General features: G+C 56.8%; 13 protein-coding genes. 8 read left to right on the top strand and 5 right to left on the bottom strand.

Translation table 11 applies throughout. From position 1 onward, the window contains the following. Positions 1–30: 30 nt before the first annotated feature. The 3 genes from malG to malE form a co-directional block, all read right to left on the bottom strand. On the bottom strand, positions 31–921 hold the full coding sequence (malG, locus tag HFD94_RS09995) for a maltose ABC transporter permease MalG (RefSeq protein ID WP_158149937.1): 891 nt from the start codon (positions 919–921) through the stop codon (positions 31–33). A 150-nt stretch (positions 922–1071) separates the two neighbouring features. Further along, positions 1072–2595 carry a maltose ABC transporter permease MalF gene (malF, locus tag HFD94_RS09990; protein ID WP_167433096.1) on the bottom strand — a complete coding sequence of 508 codons (1524 nt, stop codon included), beginning with the start codon at positions 2593–2595 and terminating at the stop codon, positions 1072–1074. A 57-nt stretch (positions 2596–2652) separates the two neighbouring features. Next, positions 2653–3843: a maltose/maltodextrin ABC transporter substrate-binding protein MalE gene (malE, locus tag HFD94_RS09985; protein ID WP_167433095.1), complete on the bottom strand. Its 1191-nt coding sequence runs from the start codon at positions 3841–3843 to the stop codon at positions 2653–2655. A gap of 362 nt (positions 3844–4205) precedes the next feature. Here malE and malK point away from each other — a divergent pair, with 362 nt between their 5' ends. The 6 genes from malK to HFD94_RS09955 all read left to right on the top strand — a co-directional run bounded on the left by malK (position 4206) and on the right by HFD94_RS09955 (position 9026). Further along, positions 4206–5315: a maltose/maltodextrin ABC transporter ATP-binding protein MalK gene (malK, locus tag HFD94_RS09980; RefSeq protein ID WP_010247360.1), complete on the top strand. Its 1110-nt coding sequence runs from the start codon at positions 4206–4208 to the stop codon at positions 5313–5315. 43 nt (positions 5316–5358) lie between these two features. Beyond that, positions 5359–6660, top strand: coding sequence for a maltoporin (locus HFD94_RS09975; protein WP_033760237.1), 1302 nt, complete (start codon positions 5359–5361; stop codon positions 6658–6660). A 102-nt stretch (positions 6661–6762) separates the two neighbouring features. After that, on the top strand, positions 6763–7701 hold the full coding sequence (gene malM / locus HFD94_RS09970; protein WP_167433094.1) for a maltose operon protein MalM: 939 nt from the start codon (positions 6763–6765) through the stop codon (positions 7699–7701). 188 nt (positions 7702–7889) lie between these two features. Then, positions 7890–8105 (top strand): type II toxin-antitoxin system Phd/YefM family antitoxin, encoded by a 216-nt coding sequence (locus HFD94_RS09965; protein ID WP_167433093.1) that lies wholly within the window; start codon positions 7890–7892, stop codon positions 8103–8105. 99 nt (positions 8106–8204) lie between these two features. Next, positions 8205–8549, top strand: a complete 345-nt coding sequence (locus HFD94_RS09960; protein WP_033773852.1) for a type II toxin-antitoxin system PrlF family antitoxin — start codon at positions 8205–8207, stop codon at positions 8547–8549. Positions 8550–8555: 6 nt separating this feature from the next. Then, positions 8556–9026 (top strand): type II toxin-antitoxin system YhaV family toxin, encoded by a 471-nt coding sequence (locus tag HFD94_RS09955; RefSeq protein ID WP_064690735.1) that lies wholly within the window; start codon positions 8556–8558, stop codon positions 9024–9026. A gap of 189 nt (positions 9027–9215) precedes the next feature. On the opposite strand, the gene malQ is transcribed toward HFD94_RS09955, so the two are convergent. Beyond that, on the bottom strand, positions 9216–11291 hold the full coding sequence (gene malQ / locus HFD94_RS09950; protein ID WP_167433092.1) for a 4-alpha-glucanotransferase: 2076 nt from the start codon (positions 11289–11291) through the stop codon (positions 9216–9218). An 8-nt stretch (positions 11292–11299) separates the two neighbouring features. Continuing rightward, the gene (gene malP, locus HFD94_RS09945; protein ID WP_167433091.1) at positions 11300–13702 is read right to left on the bottom strand and encodes a maltodextrin phosphorylase; all 2403 of its coding nucleotides are present in this window, start codon (positions 13700–13702) and stop codon (positions 11300–11302) included. Positions 13703–13984: 282 nt separating this feature from the next. On the opposite strand from malP, the gene malT reads away from it, so the two are divergent. Then, entirely contained in the window at positions 13985–16687 is a 2703-nt protein-coding gene (gene malT / locus HFD94_RS09940) for an HTH-type transcriptional regulator MalT (protein WP_167433090.1), read from the top strand. A gap of 921 nt (positions 16688–17608) precedes the next feature. Further along, a complete protein-coding gene (locus tag HFD94_RS23015) occupies positions 17609–17761 on the top strand; it encodes a hypothetical protein (RefSeq protein ID WP_232526453.1) in 153 nt (50 codons plus the stop codon). Positions 17762–17798 lie beyond the last annotated feature (37 nt).

The raw sequence follows: 17798 nt of genomic DNA, 5'->3' as shown, positions 1-17798 counted from the left end.
AAGTAGTGGCAACGTACAATGATGATCGTTTTAGCCTTTCACCCCGCCCGCGGTTAAACCGCTCACCAGCCAGCGCTGCGCCAGCAGGAAAACCAGGGTGATCGGAATCGCGGAGAGCACCGCCGCAGCGGCGAAATCGCCCCACAGATAGTTCTGCGGATTGAGGTACTGCTGCATCCCGACCGCCAGGGTGTAGCTGTTTACATCGCGCAGCAGCAGCGAGGCGACCGGCACTTCAGTCACCGCGGCGATAAACGCCAGAATAAACACCACCGCCAGAATCGGCACCGACAGCGGCAGCAGCACCAGCCGGAACGCCTGCCACGGCGTTGCGCCATCCAGCGCGGCGGCCTCTTCCAGTGACCCGTCGATAGTTTCGAAATAGCCTTTGATGGTCCAGACATGCAGCGCGATACCGCCCAGATACGCGAAGATCACCCCACCGTGGGTATTCAGCCCGATAAAGGGCAGATACTGACCGAGACGATCAAACAGGGCATAGAGCGCCACCAGCGACAGCACCGCCGGGAACATCTGGAATATCAGCATTCCTTTCAGCAGGCTGGCACGGCCGGTAAAGCGCATACGGGCAAAGGCATAGGCGCAGGTGGTTGAGAGCGCCACAATGCCCAGCGCACTGATAGCTGCAATCTTGATCGAGTTCCATAACCAGAGCAGCACCGGGAAGGGCGGCGGTGTCACCCGGCCATCCGCATGTTCCACGTTGAAACCCAGCGCCAGACGCCAGTGCTCCCACGAGATCTGCTCCGGGATCAGGCTGCCGGTGGCGAAGTTCCCGGCACGCAGCGAAATCGCAATCACCATCAGCAGGGGAAAGAGAATCGCCGCGATAAATAACAGCAGCAGCAGATGCGTGGTGAACAGACGCAGCCGTTGCGATTTCGGTTGTACCATAGCCATAACAACTCCTCAGAGCCTGGTCCATCAGGCTATTTTATTTGTCAGTCTGAACCCGGGCAGTGCTCACAATCCTCACCTCCCAGGTTGCGGTTGTTCCACGCTCTTCGCGTCCGGACTGCCTGCAACCATGACGCCTGTCGGGCCAGGCGCTTAGTCGAATTTCATCCGCGAGGCTTTCAGGTTAATCACCGCCAGCGCACCCACCAGCAGGAAGATCAGCGTGGCGATAGCGGCGGCCAGCCCAAAGTCCTGCCCGCCGCCGCCTTCAAAGGCGATACGCCAGGTGTAGTTCACCAGCAAATCGGTGTAACCGGCTGGCGTGGTGGTGCCGAGGCGATCCGGCCCGCCGTTGGTGAGTAACTGCACCAGCACAAAGTTATTAAAGTTAAAGGCAAAGCTGGCGATCATCAGCGGCATCAGTGGTTTCAGCAGCAGCGGCAGAGTAATCAGGAAGAAGTTCTGCAGCGGTCCCGCACCGTCCATCGCCGAGGCTTCATAGAGATCGTCCGGAATTGCCTTCAGCAGGCCCATGCAGAGGATCATCATGTAGGGGTAGCCGAGCCAGGTATTGACGATAATCAGCATGGTGCGCGCCAGCGTCGGGTCGCTGAACCAGGCCGGCTTCACACCAAACAGCGCGCTGAGCATCACGTTGATTTCACCAAAGCTCTGGTTGAACAGTCCTTTGAAAATCAGGATCGAGATAAACGCCGGCACGGCATAAGGTAGAATCAGCATCACCCGATAGACCGCTTTGCCGCGCAACGCATCCCACTGCACCAGACACGCCAGCACCATCCCCACCGCGACGGTCAGCACCACGGTGATCAGCGAGAAGAGTAGCGTCCAGCCAAATATCGCCAGGAACGGCTTCTGAATCCCTTCGTCAGTAAACACCCGCACGAAGTTTTTCCAGCCGGTATTCACGGTAAAGCCGGGACTCAGGGTTTCGTTCGCCCAACTGCCGTCGGCGTTAATCGCCTGGTAGAAACCAGTCTGCGGATTAGCACGATAGCGCGCGTTACTCTGCTGGTTGATCAGCTCATCCTGCACACCCACCCGATAGAGCGGCTGGGTGCCGGAGAACTGGCGCAGTGAAGTCATCCGCAACTGACGACCATCCGGCAGTTCCGCCCGGATCTGGCTCAGTGCCTGACGATGGGTCGTGATCGCTCTGAAGTTCGCCCGTTCACCTGAAGGTGCAGCAGCAGGGGCCATTTTCAGGGTCTGTTCAGCGCCAAACTGAAACGGCGGTGAAACATAGTTTTTGCCATCATTCAGCACCAGCTGCCAGCGCTCGCCGGCCGGGAACAGAGAAAAACTGACTGCTTCACCCGACTGGAAAGTGCGGCCCAGCAAAACCTGCTGCGCCCGTTCAAAGGTGAGCTGGTTGCTGCTGCTGTAGTTGGTAAAGGCAATGGCAATCGTGCAGGCGAGAGGGAACAGTACAAACAGCGCCATTCCCGCCACGCCGGGATAGACATAACGCCACGCATAGGCGCGACGGTTAGCAAAAATCCACAGTCCGGTCGCACTGAGGATCAGCGTCAGCAGCGCAAACAGATATTCGCCCTGCGCGTACATCAGCACCAGCAGATAGCCGACCAGCAGACAGCAGATCCCGATGAGAACGCTTTTCAACAGCACACTGCGCGTTTTCGGTTTTCCTGACATGATGCGGTTTTCCTTAACGGTCACTCAAGCCGGGTTGCCCCGGCTGCAAGGGGAGAATTACTTCTTCAGACGGGCCTGAGCATCTTTCAGTGCGGCGTCGACGCTCTGACGACCGCTAAGCGCGTTCAGGGTAGCGGTGCGCATCGCATACCAGAATGCCGCCATCTGCGGGATATTCGGCATGATGTCACCCTGACGGGCGTTGTTCATGGTGGCGGCGATACGCGAATCTTTTTCCAGCGTCTGCTGGAAAGATTTCAGCGCCACGGCACCCAGCGGCTTATCTTTGTTGACCGCATCCAGACCGGTGTCAGTCAGCAGATAATTCTCCAGGAACTCTTTCGCCAGCTCTTTGTTAGGACTGGCGGCGTTGATCCCGGCACTCAGCACGCCGACAAAGGCTTTCGACGGTTTACCGTTCAGGGTTGGCAATTCGGTGACGCCATAGTCGATGCCGCTTTTGTCGAGGTTGCCCCACGCCCACGGACCATTAATGGTCATGGCGGTTTCGCCCTTGTTAAAGGCGGCCTCAGCAATCGAATAATCGGTGTCCGCATTCAGGGTTTTGGCTTTAACCTGATCGACCAGGAACTGCATGCCCGCTTTAGCTCCGGCGTTATCGACGCCGACATCCTTCACGTCATAATGTCCGTCGGTGAGCTTAAAGGCGTAAGCCCCGCCTGCGGCCAGCAGCGGCCAGGTGAAGTAGGGTTCCTGCAGGTTAAACATGATGGCGCTTTTGCCTTTGGCGCGCAGTTGCTTGTCGAGACCGGCGATCTCTTCCCAGGTTTTTGGCGGGTTCGGCAGCAGCTTTTTGTTGTAGATCAGTGACAGCGACTCAACGGAAATCGGGTAGCCAATCAGCTTGCCGTCAAAGCGCACCGCGTCCCAGGTGAACGGGAAAATCTTCTCGCGGAAGCTGGCATCCGGCGTGATCTCAGCCAGCAGGCCGGACTGCGCGTAGCCGCCGAAACGGTCATGTGCCCAGAAGATAATATCCGGGCCATCGCCGGTCGCTGCGACCTGCGGATACTTCTCTTCCATTTTGTCAGGATGTTCGACCGTGACTTTGATGCCGGTCTCCTGCTCAAATTTCTTACCCACTTCGGCAAGGCCGTTGTAGCCCTTGTCACCGTTGATCCAGATGACCAGTTTACCTTCCTCAATTTTTGCCATCGCGCTGGCCGAAAAGAGCACGGCAGAGAGGGCAGAAAGGGCCAGAATTCTTGCTCCGGTTTTCATCGTCATAAATCCATCCTGTTAGCGGAAGTGGTGAATGCTGTACCGGCATCATTGTGCTTATCCGCCACGGCTTCTCATCCTCCTCTGCTCTACGCCCCTCGGCTTGCCGCTGTGATCGCGCTGGCAAAAAGCCCCTCAAGCGGGCGCTTACGCGGCAAAAATTCCTGCGGGTCTGCGTTAGCGATCACAAAAAAGCGCGTCAGCGTGCGGGCCGCGGCGTCAGCCCGCGTTTCTCCTCCTCCCGCCTCCTCCCCCAGCGGAATGCATTGCGGTGGAGGATGTTACCGTCAGTTTCCTCTCGCATAGTGAGCCCCGGAACTCGTCTGCCGCTGGGCAGACACGACTATGCAGCTAAGAGGGAAGGGATCATGGCGAGCGTTGTGTTACGCAATGTCACGAAAGCCTGGGGCGATACGGTGGTGTCGAAAGATATCGATCTCACTATTCGTGAAGGGGAATTTGTTGTTTTCGTCGGCCCATCAGGCTGTGGCAAATCGACGCTGCTGCGCATGATTGCCGGACTGGAGACCATCACCAGCGGCGAGCTGTTAATCGGCGACCGGCGCATGAATGAAGTGCCACCCGCCGAACGCGGCATCGGCATGGTGTTTCAGTCCTATGCGCTCTATCCCCATCTGTCGGTGGCGGAGAACATGTCTTTTGGCCTCAAACTGGCCGGGGTGAAAAAAGCGGAGATCCAGCAGCGGGTTAATCAGGTGGCGGAGATTCTGCAACTGGCGCATCTGCTCGATCGCCGTCCTAAAGCTCTCTCTGGCGGGCAGCGTCAGCGCGTGGCGATTGGCCGCACGCTGGTGGCGGAACCGCGCGTCTTCCTGCTGGATGAACCACTGTCGAACCTTGACGCCGCGCTGCGCGTTCAGATGCGCATTGAGATCTCCCGTCTGCATAAGCGCCTGAAGCGCACCATGATTTACGTGACCCACGATCAGATCGAAGCGATGACGCTGGCCGACAAAATCGTGGTGCTGGATGCCGGACGCATTGCGCAGGTCGGCAAGCCGCTTGAGCTGTACCACTATCCCGCCAACCGCTTTGTCGCCGGATTTATCGGCTCACCAAAAATGAATTTCCTGCCGGTCAAAGTGACCGCCACCGCCATCGATCAGGTTCAGGTGCGGCTGCCGAATCAGCAGCTGGTCTGGCTGCCGGTTGACAGCGCCGGTGTGCAGGTCGGCAGCAACATGTCACTGGGTATTCGCCCGGAACATCTGCTCTCCAGCGATATCGCCGACGTCACCCTGGAAGGGGAAGTGCAGGTGGTGGAACAGCTGGGGCATGAAACACAGATCCACATCGAGATTCCCGCTATCCGTCAGAACCTGGTTTACCGCCAGGAGGACGTCGTGCTGGTAAAAGAGGGCGCCATCCTCGGTATTGGCCTGCCGCCCGAGCGTTGTCACCTGTTCCGCGAGGACGGGAGCGCGTGCCGCAGGCTGTATCAGGAGCCGGGTGTATAGCCCTGCCAAAAACAATAAAAGCAATGACCTCAGGAGATAGAAAATGTTAACTCTGCGCAAACTTCCCATCGCCGTTGCCGTCGCGGTGGGAACCCTCTCCGCCCCGACGATGGCGGTTGATTTTACCGGTTACGCCCGTTCCGGCATTGGCTGGACCGGCAGCGGTGGTGAACAGCAATGTTTCCAGGCCACCGGTGCCCAAAGTAAATACCGTCTGGGCAACGAATGTGAAACCTACGCCGAACTGAAATTAGGCCAGGAAGTGTGGAAAGAGGGCGACAAAAGCTTCTATTTCGACACCAACGTGGCTTACTCCGTGGCACAGCAGAATGACTGGGAAGCCACATCGCCCGCCTTCCGTGAAGCCAACGTAAAAGGTAAAAACCTGATCGACGCGCTGCCAGGCTCTACCATCTGGGCCGGTAAGCGTTTCTATCAGCGTCATGACGTCCATATGATCGACTTCTACTACTGGGATATTTCCGGTCCGGGTGCCGGTCTGGAAGATGTCGATCTCGGCTTCGGTAAACTCTCTTTCGCCGCAACCCGTTCATCTGAAGCGGGCGGCTCTTACACCTTCTCCAGCGATCGTATCCGTGACTTCGCCACCAGTACTGCCAACGACGTGTTTGATGTGCGTCTGGCCGGTCTGGAAACCAACACCAACGGCGTGCTGGAGCTGGGTGTCGATTACGGTCGTGCCAACGCCCGTGACGACTATCGTCTGGAAGAGGGTGCCTCTAAAGATGGCTGGATGTTCACTGCTGAACATACCCAGAGCATGCTGAAGGGCTACAACAAATTCGTGTTGCAGTATGCCACCGATGCGCTGACCTCTCAGGGCAAAGGCGTGCCGCAGGGCACCAGCCTCAATAACAATGGTGACATGTACCGCATCCTCGACCACGGTGCGATCTCGCTGGCCGAACGCTGGGATCTGATGTACGTCGCTATGTACCAGAACATCGATCTGGACAACAACCGCGGCACCGAGTGGTACACCGTGGGTGTGCGTCCGATGTACAAATGGACGCCGATTATGAGCACGTTGCTGGAACTGGGCTACGACAACGTCAAATCACAGCAGGCTAACGAGCGCAACGGCCAGTACAAAGTGACGCTGGCGCAGCAGTGGCAGGCGGGCGACAGCATCTGGTCACGTCCGGCTCTGCGTCTGTTCGCGACCTACGCCAAATGGGATGAAAAGTGGGGTTACAACAAAGATAACTCAGGCGATCTCACCACCTTCGCCTCTGCGGACACCAGCGGCAACGGCATCCTGACCAACAGCCGTGGTAAAGACGATGAAGTGACCTTCGGCGCGCAGATGGAAATCTGGTGGTAAGCCAGCACCTTTTCTGACAGGCGCGCCTGCGCCTGATGGATCTCTTTGGTCGCGGTGTGCCATTGCCTGGTTCACGCCGCGACCTGCAATAAGGTAGACATAATGAAAATGAAAAAACTGGCTGCACTCTGCCTGAGTGCGGCGTTACTGACAGGACACGCGCTTCCCGCCCTGGCGGATGTCAATCTGGTGCCGCAGGATCTCTCGTCCGCACCGGTCGTGGCACCCGAGACACTGCAACGCCTGAGCTGGCAACCGCTGGCTGCTTCTCAGACACAGACCACAAAACTCGCTAACAGCGGACAGATGCTGAATGCGCCACACATTGCCGGTCCGGTCGCGGCCTACAGTCTGCCCGCCAATATCGGCGAACTGACGCTGACGCTGAGCAGTGAAGTGGCGAACGGTCAGGTTTTCGCGCCGAACGTGCTGGTGCTGGATGAAAACCTGCGTCCCGCGGCCTGGTTCCCCAGCCGCTACTTTACCTATCAGAAGCCGGGCGTGATGGCGGCAGATCGACTGGAAGGGGTGATGAAATTAACCCCGGCGCTGGGTCAGCAAAAAATCTACCTGCTGGTGTTCACCACCGACAGCGATCTGACACAAACCACCACGCTGCTTGACCCGGCCAAGGCCTACGCCCAGGGCACCGGTCATGCGGTACCGGATATCCCCGATCCCGTCGCCCGCCACAGCCGGGAAGGCACGATCAAGCTGAAGATGCAGACCAGCTCCGGCTCATCCATTCTGGTCGGGCCGCTGTTTGGTTCATCCGGCCCGAGCGCGGTGACCGTCGGCAACACCGCACCTGCGGCAGCGTACAGCGCAGCACCGGCGCCTGCACCCGCCGCAGCGCCCGCGCCAAAAGCCCGTGCGGAACCGATCATGAGCGACACCGAGAGTTACTTTAACCAGAAGATCAGACAGGCGGTGAACAGCGGTAATATCGATAAGGCGTTGAAACTGCTGGATGAAGCCGAGCGGCTGGGTTCCACCTCTGCACGGCAGACCTTTATCAGTAGTGTTAAAGGCAAGGGGTGAAGCTGCCCCGACAATACTGATGTTGTTCCATCTGGTGCGCTGCGGCGCACCTTTTTTTGTTGCAGAGATCCTGATTGCATGATTTTTTTGCGTGGTTTTACGCATTGCGTAAGTCATGCTGTGGGCAATAGCGTTTGATGAATATAGGCTAACTAAGCTGTTTCAGGGATGACTTTTCTGGAGGCTATATGCGAAGTTACACGACAACACAGGCCCGAAAATATCTTGCTGAAATCATGGATATCGTGAGGGCGGGTGAGCCTGTGATTATCACCCGGCGGGGCGGTTTTGCTGCTGTGCTTATCAGTCGCGAAGAGTTTGATGTCTGGCAGGAAATAAAACAGGGTGCCAATTTTTCAGTCGATACGGAAAAGCGTAATCAGAAACTTTTAATGAAGACTTAGTAACAAAACATTCGCTCTTATCGCGATCAATGCATTTGCATTGCCAATGCACTTGCATTACTGTTGCGCTATCTTGTTTTTTTCTAGTGAGAATCCGCAATGGGAACTCTGACTCATGCAAACATCTCTCTGCGTGCTTCATCAAAACTGACAGCGCGCAGCCAGACCACTATCCCTGCCGCAGTTCGTGATGCGATGAATCTGCAGCCTGGTGAGAATATCGAATACGCTGTTCTGCCGGGCGGCAAAGTCCTTATTACCCGTCAGGAAACGGTGACTGATGATGATCCAGTGATGGCGAGCTTTCTGAGTTTTCTTGCTGCTGACATACGCAACACACCTGCAAATATTAAAACGCTGGATCGAGGATTATTAACTCGCATTACATCGTTGACCGAAGGTATGGACGTTGATTTGGATGCTCCACTCATGGACGATGAGTAATTAAGTATGGAAGACAGCACGGTTATAAATGGATGGCACGTTTATGTTCATCCCTGTTTTGAATCGCAGCTGATTGCGCTGACCAATGAAGTGGAGTTACTCAGGGCTAAATATCCTGAAAGTTACCAGCGAAAAGCGACGACTAAGCTTTTAGCCGCTGTGTTTAAAGTTATCAATAGTGAGATTTGCGCCGATCCACATCAGGCAAAGTTTCGCCAGGGCGATACGCTGGGAGAACAAAATAAGCATTGGTTCCGTGCAAAGTTTTTGATGCAGTATCGTTTGTTCTTTAGATTCAGCGAGCAACATAAAACCATCATCCTTGCATGGATGAATGACGCTGAGACCAAACGTGCTTATGGCAGTAAGCGTGACGCCTATAAAGTATTTTCAGGAATGTTGCATAACGGCTATCCACCTGACGACTGGGCATTGCTGTTAAAGCAATCTCAGGATTGGGCGAAGATAAATTCTTAAGTTCATTAAATCCTGAACAGAATCCGGTGTGCTTTTTTCAGACGCTCGTGCTCAGGGTGATCTTATCACTGTTGAGAGGCGCTGATTACAGTAGCAGAGTGCGAGCCGTTGCCGGCCCGCACGCTGTAATAACTGAAAATTATGTAAAACAGGCTGCGTCAGAGACGAGTCTGAGTCGCGCGTTGACCTTCAATTGCGCAGTAGTCGCTTCCGGCGTGCCGTCAGATCACGCAGCAGCGTGTCAGTGGCAGGATCGCTGAACAGCGTTTCCAGCGTGGCGCTGAGCTTGCGTCGCCAGTTCGGATATTCATCGCTGGTGCCCGGAATATTGACCGGCACCGCCATATCCAGCCAGTCCTCCGGTTGCAGTCCCAGCAGGGCGCTGTGACTGTCAGCCAGATAGCGCTGCATCGCCCGGTTTAATGCCTTGCTCATGCCGGTGCGAGGTGCATCGCGTCCGGCACGTTTCGGCAGGGCACCAACCCGATGCAGACTCTGCAGCAGCGCCTGCTTCGCTCGCAGCCGATCCTGATATAGCCCGGCCAGCACCACCTTGTCGGGATAGAGGCCGAGTTGTGCGCCGGTGGTCAAATCATCGCTCTGCCACCAGCCACGCAGCGTCGGAAGATCGTGAGTGGTCGCGACCGCCATTGCCTGTCGTGGCCATTCGGCGGGCGGACGAAAACTGTGGGCTGACTCCTGCTCAAAATAGAGCACCTTATAGGAGTAGACCCCGCCGTCCCGCAGCTTATCGACAATCGCTTCCGGCACCGTACCGAGATCTTCGCCAATGACCATGCAGCGATGACGCTGACTTTCCAGCGCCAGAATCGCCAGCAGATCGTCGATGGGATAGTGCACGTAGGCACCGTGCATCGCGCTATCACCGGCCGGAATCCACCACAGCCGCATTAGCGCCATCACATGGTCAATGCGCAGTGCGCCGCAGTGGCGCATGTTGGCGCGCAGCAGGGCGATCCACGGCTCCCAGGCGCGCTGACGCATCACCTGCGGATCCATGGGCGGCAATCCCCAGTCCTGGCCGCGCGGGCCGAGAATATCGGGCGGCGCACCGATGCTGGCCTCCATGCAGTAGAGATCGCGCTCGCTCCAGGTCTCTGCGCCACCCTGCGCAACACCCACCGCCAGATCGCGGTAAAGTCCAATCGTCATCTGCTGCTGCTGGCAGATGTCCCAGCAGTCGGCAAACTGCTTCGCGGCCAGCCACTGCAGCCAGAGCCAGAAGCGCACCTGATCGGCGTGCTGTTGCAGGAAGGCCTGCACGGCCGGACTGCCGGGATCCTGCAACGCCTCCGGCCACACCGGCCAGCCCCAGCGCTCACTATCCTGTGCTATCTGATCGGCGTGCAGCGCATCAAACAGCGCCTGATGCTGAAGACTCTCGCCTCCTTCACGTATAAATCTATTAAACGCCTGCACCTCGGGATCGCTGGCGTCACGCTGAGTAAACTGCGGCCACGCCAGCCTCAGCGCGTCCATTTTCAGCCGGGTCACCGCCGCATAATCCACCCAATCTGCTGCGCGAGCCTGTTCCAGCGCCTGTTCTGTTTCCGGACGTTGCCACCAGGCCTGAGCGGCAGTGCTCTGCCGGAAATCAGCGACTGCGCCCACATCGATGTAGAGCACATTGAGCCAGCGCCGGGACGAGGGGCTGTAAGGGCTGGCACTCTCCGGGCTGGAGGGAAACAGCGCATGGATAGGGTTAAGACCGATAAACGCGCCGCCGCGTGCGGCCACCTCCGGCAGCATCCGGCGCAGATCGCCAAAGTCGCCGATTCCCCAGTTCTCCGCCGAGCGCAGGGTATAGAGCTGCACGCAGGCGCCCCATAATGACTCACCTGCCAGCAGGGCCGGGGGTTCATAACAGCGGGCCGGGGCAATTATTATCCGGCACGACCACTGCTGCGCGCCCTGTTGCAGCGTCAGCTCATGATAGCCTTCAGGCAGCGGCGGCAGATGCAGCGGCTGAGAGGGCTGGCAGCGACCTGAGCTGATTTCACCCGCTTCACTGGTGAGATGCCAGTGGGCATCGTCAGCGAGCTGTGGCGACAGGCTCAGAAGATCGCCGCTGCGAAAAATCACCACCGGTGGCAGTGGCGTGCTCAGCGGATGGGAAGGCTGCATCACCGCCAGCAAACGCTGGCGGGTCAGGGTCGGGATCGCCTGTGGCTTGCCGTGAGCATTGATATACTCAGCGGCGATGCCCGCCCGGGAGAAATCGTCCATAACCGGATCTGTTTTCATGGCGTTCCTTAGCGTTTCGCTTGCCAGATGCGCTGCTGGTAATCGCGGATAGCGCGATCGGAGCTGAACATGCCACAGCGTGCGGTATTGAGGATGGTGGCACGTGTCCAGGCCTCCTGATCGCTCCACAGCGCTTCTACCTGCGCCTGTGCGTCAAGGTAGGGCTGGAAGTCAGCCAGTACCAGATAGGGATCACCGCCTTCCGGGCCGAGACTCTGCAACATCGCATCAAAGGCGTGGCAGTCGCCCTGGCTGAAGGTGCCATCTTCCAGCGCCAGTAAGACCTGATTGAGCTGCGGATCTTTCTTGCGCCACTGCGCCGGGGCATAACCGTCTGCTTTTAACGCCACCACCTGTTCCACGGTATGCCCGAAGATAAAGATGTTCTCGCTGCCAACCTGCTCAGCGATCTCGACGTTCGCTCCATCCAGTGTGCCGATGGTCAGTGCGCCATTCAGCGCCAGTTTCATATTTCCGGTGCCGGACGCTTCTTTACCGGCGGTGGAGATCTGCTCAGAAAGGTCGGCGGCGGGAATCAGCCGCTCGGCGACGGAGACGTTGTAATCGGGAATAAACACGACTTTCAGCCGGTCCCCGATACGGGGATCCTGATTGATCACCTCGGCCACTTTGTTGATGGCATAGATGATGTTTTTCGCCAGTGCATAGCCGGGCGCGGCTTTGGCACCAAACAACACCACGCGCGGCGTCCGGTTAGCCTGCGGATCGGTGACCAGCGTCTGCCACAGCGCAATGATGTGCAGCAGGCTCAGATGCTGGCGTTTGTACTCATGCAGTCGTTTGATCTGCACGTCAAACAGCGCGGTAGGGTCAATCTCAATGCCGGTCCGCTGTTTCACCCAGTGCGCCAGCGCGACTTTGTTCTGCTGCTTGATGGCGCGATATTCCGCGCAGAAGGCGGCGTCATCCGCAAAGGCTTCCAGCCCCTGCAAGGCATCGAGATCGTTCAGCCAGGGTTTTTGCAATGTCCGGGTGATCAGGGCACTCAGCGCCGGGTTGCACTGATTGATCCAGCGGCGCGGCGTAATGCCGTTGGTCACGTTGTGAAATTTCTCTGGCCACATCTGGTGATATTCCGGGAAGAGATCCTGCACCACCAGTTTCGAGTGCAGCGCCGCCACACCGTTGACCGCGAACCCGCTGGTCACGCAGAGGTTCGCCATCCGCAGCTGGTTATTATGCACCAGTGCCAGTCTGGCCCACTTCGCTTCATCGTCCGGCCAGCGCGCGGTGACAGCCGTTTTTAGCTGCGCGTTCAGGGTATTGATGATCATCATATGGCGCGGCAGCAGACTGCGCACCAGACGCACATCCCAGCACTCCAGCGCTTCCGGCATCAGGGTGTGATTGGTGTAGGCAAAAGTGTGCTGTGTGATCTGCCAGGCGCGATCCCAGCTCAGCTGATGCTCATCCAGCAGCAGACGCATCAGCTCCGGGATGGCCAGCGTCGGATGGGTGTCATTAAGCTGGATCACTTCATGATCGGCCAGGGTTTCGATGCTGCGTCCGGCCCGATGATGGCGACGCAGAATGTCTGCCAGCGCACAGGCGCACTGAAAATATTGCTGCATCAGACGCAGTTTTTTACCGTTCTGATGATTGTCATTTGGGTAGAGGACCTTGGTCAGTTTTTCAGCATCAATACCCTGTTGCTCCGCGCGCAGAAAGTCGCCGTCGTTGAAGCGATCAAGGTTGAATGGATGGGCATGTTTCGCCTGCCATAGACGCAGTGGCTGGCTGATACCATTCTGATAACCCACCACCGGCAGATCCCAGGCTTCGCCGAGCAGTTCAAACGCCGGTTGCCACTGTGGCTGACCCGCAACCGTCACCACTTTACCGCCCAGCCCGACCCGCACGTTAAGCGCGGCGTTGTGGTTAAACCACGGATAGCGGTCGCGCTGCCAGTCATCCGGGCCTTCAATCTGCGCGCCCTGTTCGAAGCGCTGGCGGAACAGACCGTACTGATAGTTCAGACCGTAGCCCGTAGCGGGCTGACCCACATTCGCCATGGAATCCAGGAAACAGGCTGCCAGGCGACCCAGGCCGCCATTACCCAGCGCCGGATCCGTTTCGGTTTCCAGCACGTCAGTGAGTGAGATATCCCAGGCGGCCAGGGCCTCGTTGACCGCGTCATACCAGCCCAGGTTCAGCAGGTTGTTGCCGGTCAGGCGACCGATCAAAAACTCCATCGACAGATAGTTAACATGGCGCAGTTCTGTTGGGTCCGGAAGAGCAGGCTGCGCGGCCAGCATATCGGCCAGCGCACCGCTGAGTGCCTGCCACCACTGTGTCGTGGTCATCTCCTGTGCATCGCGCAGGCCAAAACGCTGCCACTGACGGGTCAGGGCAGCATTGAACTGAATCGGGTTGAAATCGGGCTGTGTCATGGTTGATGTCCTGTAAAAACGGAAAATGGGTCAATGTGGCGACAGTCTGCCCGCGCGGAAACCCTCGCTCATCCTCCTGCAAAGAATTAGCGGAGGAGGATGGGGAGGGTGGAGAGGATGAGGCTAATCCGAAATCGTTGAAGGAGTGTGATTGCGCACGCTTTTGTAAAGTTTAATTAATGGGTTTGCTTGCATTCATCTGACGAAATGCTGAACCTGTGTAAGGAATAATTACGAAGCGTAAAATAATGATGCGCTCGACAAATGGAGAAACGCGCGCCCATGTTAATACCCGCTAAACTCAGCCGCCCGGTGCGTCTTGAAGGCACTGTGATTCGGGAGAGATTGCTGCAAAAACTCACCGCTGCCGGTAACTATCGGCTGGTGCTGGTCACCAGTCCGGCGGGCTACGGTAAAACCACACTGGTGTCGCAGTGGGCGGCAGGGAAAAGCGATCTGGGGTGGGTTTCTTTAGATGAGGGCGATAATCAGCCGGAGCGCTTTGCCGATTACCTGATCGCTGCACTGCAACAGGCCACCCACAGTGGCTGTCCGCGCAGTGAGCTGCTGGCCCAGAAGCGGCAGTATGTGAATCTCAATGCCCTGTTTTCTCAGCTCTTTATCGAGCTGGTGGAGTGGCAGCAGCCTCTGTGGCTGATCGTTGATGACTACCATCTGATTACCAATCCGGTGATCCACGACGCGATGCGCTTTTTCCTGCGCCATCAGCCTGAAAATCTGACGCTGATTCTGATGTCACGTAATCTGCCGCAGCTCGGTATCGCCAACCTGCGGGTGCGTGAGCAACTGATTGAGCTGGGCAGCCAGCAGCTGGCTTTTACCCACCAGGAGGCGCGACAGTTTTTTGACTGCCGACTGGCGGCCCCGCTGGAAAGCGATGAGAGCAGCCGACTCTGTGATGATGTAGCGGGCTGGGCCACTGCGCTGCAACTGATCGTGCTGTCGGCGCGACAGGGTGCCAGTTCGGCTCAGCACTCCGCGCGGCGTCTCTCTGGTATTAATGCCAGCCACCTCTCCGATTATCTGGTTGAGGAAGTTCTGGATAACGTCGATCTGCCTACCCGCCATTTCTTACTGAAAACCGCGCTGCTGCGTTCAATGAACGATGAACTGATCGCCTGTGTCACCCGCGAAGAGAACGGCCAGATGCGGCTGGAAGAGATTGAGCGTCAGGGTCTGTTTCTGCAGCGCATGGACGATTCAGGCTGCTGGTTCAGCTACCATCCGCTGTTTGGTAACTTCCTGCGTCAGCGCTGTCAGTGGGAACTGGCGGCGGAGCTGCCCGCGCTGCATCGGGCTGCGGCAGAGAGCTGGATGGCGCAGGGCTTTCCCGGCGAGGCGATTCATCATGCGCTCGCCTCTGGCGACGCCACCATGCTGCGGGACGTGCTGCTGAAGCACGCCTGGACGCTGTTTAATCAGAGCGAGCTGCCACTGCTGGAGAACTCCCTGAAAGCACTGCCGTGGGAGATGATGCTGGAAAATCCAATGCTGGTACTGCTGCAGGCGTGGCTGATGCAGAGTCAGCATCGCTTCTCCGAAGTCGACAGTCTGCTGGCGCGTTTTGAACAGGCCAGCCGCTGCGAGATCGATGCAGCACTGCGCGGTGAATTTAATGCGTTGCGCGCCCAGGTGGCGATTAACGATGGCAATACCGATGAAGCGGAGCGGCTGGCGAAAGTGGCGCTCGACACCCTGCCAGCGAGCCGTCACTACAGCCGCATTGTGGCAACCTCAGTGCATGGTGAAGTGATGCACTGCAAAGGCGAGCTGGATGATTCACTCAAACTGATGCGGCAGACCGAACAGATGGCGCGGCGCGATGAAGTGTGGCACTACGCCCTCTGGAGCCTGATTCAGCAGAGCGAGATTCTGTTTGCTCAGGGCTTTTTGCAGGCAGCGTATGAGATCCAGAGCCGCGCCTTTGTGCTGGTCGACGAACAGCACCTGGCGCAGTTCCCGCTGCATGAGTTTCTGCTGCGCATCCGCGCTCAGTTGCTGTGGGCCTGGGGACGGCTTGAAGAGGCGGAGCAGGCAGCCCGGGAAGGCATCAAAGTGCTGAACGGTTTCCAGCCGCAGCAGCAGATTCAGTGTCTGGGATTGCTGGTGCAGTGCTCACTGGCACGCGGCAATCTGGATAACGCCCGCAGCTACCTGAACCGGCTGGAAAACCTGCTGAACAATGGCAACTGGCACAGCGACTGGATAGCCAATGCCGACAAAGTCCGGGTCATTTACTGGCAGTTGACCGGCGACAGCCAGAACGCCCGTGACTGGATGCGGCAGACGCCTAAACCCGCCTTCGCCAACAACCATTTTCTGCAGGGGCAGTGGCGGAACATCGCCCGCGCGCAGATCCTGCTGGGTGATGTGAGCCAGGCGGAAGTGGTGCTGGAGGAGCTGAATGAGAATGCCCGTGCCCTGCGCCTGATGAGCGATTTAAACCGTAATCTGCTGCTGCTGAATCAGATCTACTGGCAGACCGACCGAAAAGCGGAGGCGCAGCGTGTCCTGATTGAGGCGCTGAAACTGGCGCGCAGCACCGGTTTTATCAGCCATTTTGTGATTGAAGGCGAGATGATGGCGCAGCAGTTGCGGCAATTGATTCAGCTGAATACCCTGAATGAGCTGGACAGCCACCGCGCCCGGCGCATCCTGCTGGAGATCAACAAATATCACCGTCACAAGTTCGCTCATTTCGATGAAGGCTTTGTCAGCCGGTTGCTTAACCATCCTGACGTGCCGGAGCTGATCCGAACCAGTCCGCTGACGCAGCGTGAATGGCAGGTGCTGGGATTGATCTATTCGGGCTACAGCAACGATCAAATCGCCGGTGAGCTGGCGGTGGCCTCCACCACCATCAAAACCCACATCCGTAATCTCTATCAGAAGCTGGGCGTCACCCATCGCAGCGAAGCGATGAATCAGGTGCAGTCGCTGCTGAAAATGATGGGATATGTCTGACGACAGGCGTTTACAGGGGCGGGCTTCAGCCCGCTCTGCCGCATGTCAGCACACCATCGAAACAGGCGGTCTTTATCAATGGGAAGCGGGGCAGTTACTTTACTGCGCAACATGCAGCTCTGATTTGCCGGATTTCGGGCCCTGATTTCTTCCAGCCGGTGCATAAATATCGCATGCATCAGCGCGTTACGGGCTTCACCTTTATTCAGCCCCGCGAGGTCCCGCCTGCAGCAGTTAGGGTAGTGCTTCCTGAAATTACGGATTTCTGAGGTTCAGGAAAATTAATTCTGAGTGGTTAAACAGTGTCCCCTTACCATACCTCTTAAAAGTCAGATGAATTATAGAAAATGATATATGCTTTTGCTTTTTTTTGAGTTCAGGATTGTCATTCCCTGCTTATGAAAAAAGTGCCTTAATAAAAATGCAATATGTATTATTTCATGAAAAGAGTAAATTGTTAGCAGGGTGATTGTTAGCCTTTAATGTCATTAGCTATTAACTAGTTAGTTAAAAAATAGCATCCCCGAAAATTTTTTTTAAAATTAAACGAAAACATTCTAAAACAACGAAAAACGTTTCATTACACTCCATAGTTTTTATTTTTTAGATAATTTACTTTTAATGAAATAGCTCATTAGCTATGGGGTGGGCCAGCGATTATCTCATGTATTTATTATCTTTAAGGATGGATTATGAGACATAAAAAATTAACGCTTGCTTTGGCTGTTTTTGTTCTCTCTGCGGCGCGACTTGCAGTCGCTGCACCGTTACATAACCAACCGTTTACGAATCACTCCCCACAGACCTTCTTACTTGTCGGCGATGCTAATGGAGGTGACGGCGGCAACGGGGGTTCTGGTTCTAATTCTCCTGGTGGCCCTGGCGGCGATGGAGGAAATAACAGCGCCAGCGGTAACGGGAATGGCAGCGGTAATGATAACGGCACTGGCAACGGCTCCGCTAACGGTAATGGTTCCGGAGACGGTGACGGCGGCGGTGATGGTGGTGATAGCGGTGGCGATGGTGGTGGTGGTGATGGCGGCGGTGCGTAATCAGGCTGCAGAATCTAACTAAAAATGGTCGCCTCATGAAGGCGGCCATTAATTAAAGG

This window comes from Pantoea sp. EKM20T (assembly GCF_011800485.1).
GTDB lineage: Bacteria > Pseudomonadota > Gammaproteobacteria > Enterobacterales > Enterobacteriaceae > Pantoea > Pantoea agglomerans.
Note: the sequence above shows the minus strand (reverse complement) of the source record. Positions and strands in the feature narration are given on the sequence as shown.

Bases quoted from the DNA above. Each gene is read 5' to 3' on its own strand.
- malP (WP_167433091.1), bottom strand. From the start codon at position 13,702: ATGACACAGCCCGATTTCAACCCGATTCAGTTCAATGCTGCCCTGACC.
- malF (WP_167433096.1), bottom strand. From the start codon at position 2,595: ATGTCAGGAAAACCGAAAACGCGCAGTGTGCTGTTGAAAAGCGTTCTC.
- malQ (WP_167433092.1), bottom strand. From the start codon at position 11,291: ATGAAAACAGATCCGGTTATGGACGATTTCTCCCGGGCGGGCATCGCC.
- malM (WP_167433094.1), top strand. From the start codon at position 6,763: ATGAAAATGAAAAAACTGGCTGCACTCTGCCTGAGTGCGGCGTTACTG.
- HFD94_RS09955 (WP_064690735.1), top strand. From the start codon at position 8,556: ATGGAAGACAGCACGGTTATAAATGGATGGCACGTTTATGTTCATCCC.
- HFD94_RS09975 (WP_033760237.1), top strand. From the start codon at position 5,359: ATGTTAACTCTGCGCAAACTTCCCATCGCCGTTGCCGTCGCGGTGGGA.
- malG (WP_158149937.1), bottom strand. From the start codon at position 921: ATGGCTATGGTACAACCGAAATCGCAACGGCTGCGTCTGTTCACCACG.
- HFD94_RS23015 (WP_232526453.1), top strand. From the start codon at position 17,609: ATGGCAGCGGTAATGATAACGGCACTGGCAACGGCTCCGCTAACGGTA.
- HFD94_RS09960 (WP_033773852.1), top strand. From the start codon at position 8,205: ATGGGAACTCTGACTCATGCAAACATCTCTCTGCGTGCTTCATCAAAA.
- malK (WP_010247360.1), top strand. From the start codon at position 4,206: ATGGCGAGCGTTGTGTTACGCAATGTCACGAAAGCCTGGGGCGATACG.
- malT (WP_167433090.1), top strand. From the start codon at position 13,985: ATGTTAATACCCGCTAAACTCAGCCGCCCGGTGCGTCTTGAAGGCACT.
- HFD94_RS09965 (WP_167433093.1), top strand. From the start codon at position 7,890: ATGCGAAGTTACACGACAACACAGGCCCGAAAATATCTTGCTGAAATC.
- malE (WP_167433095.1), bottom strand. From the start codon at position 3,843: ATGACGATGAAAACCGGAGCAAGAATTCTGGCCCTTTCTGCCCTCTCT.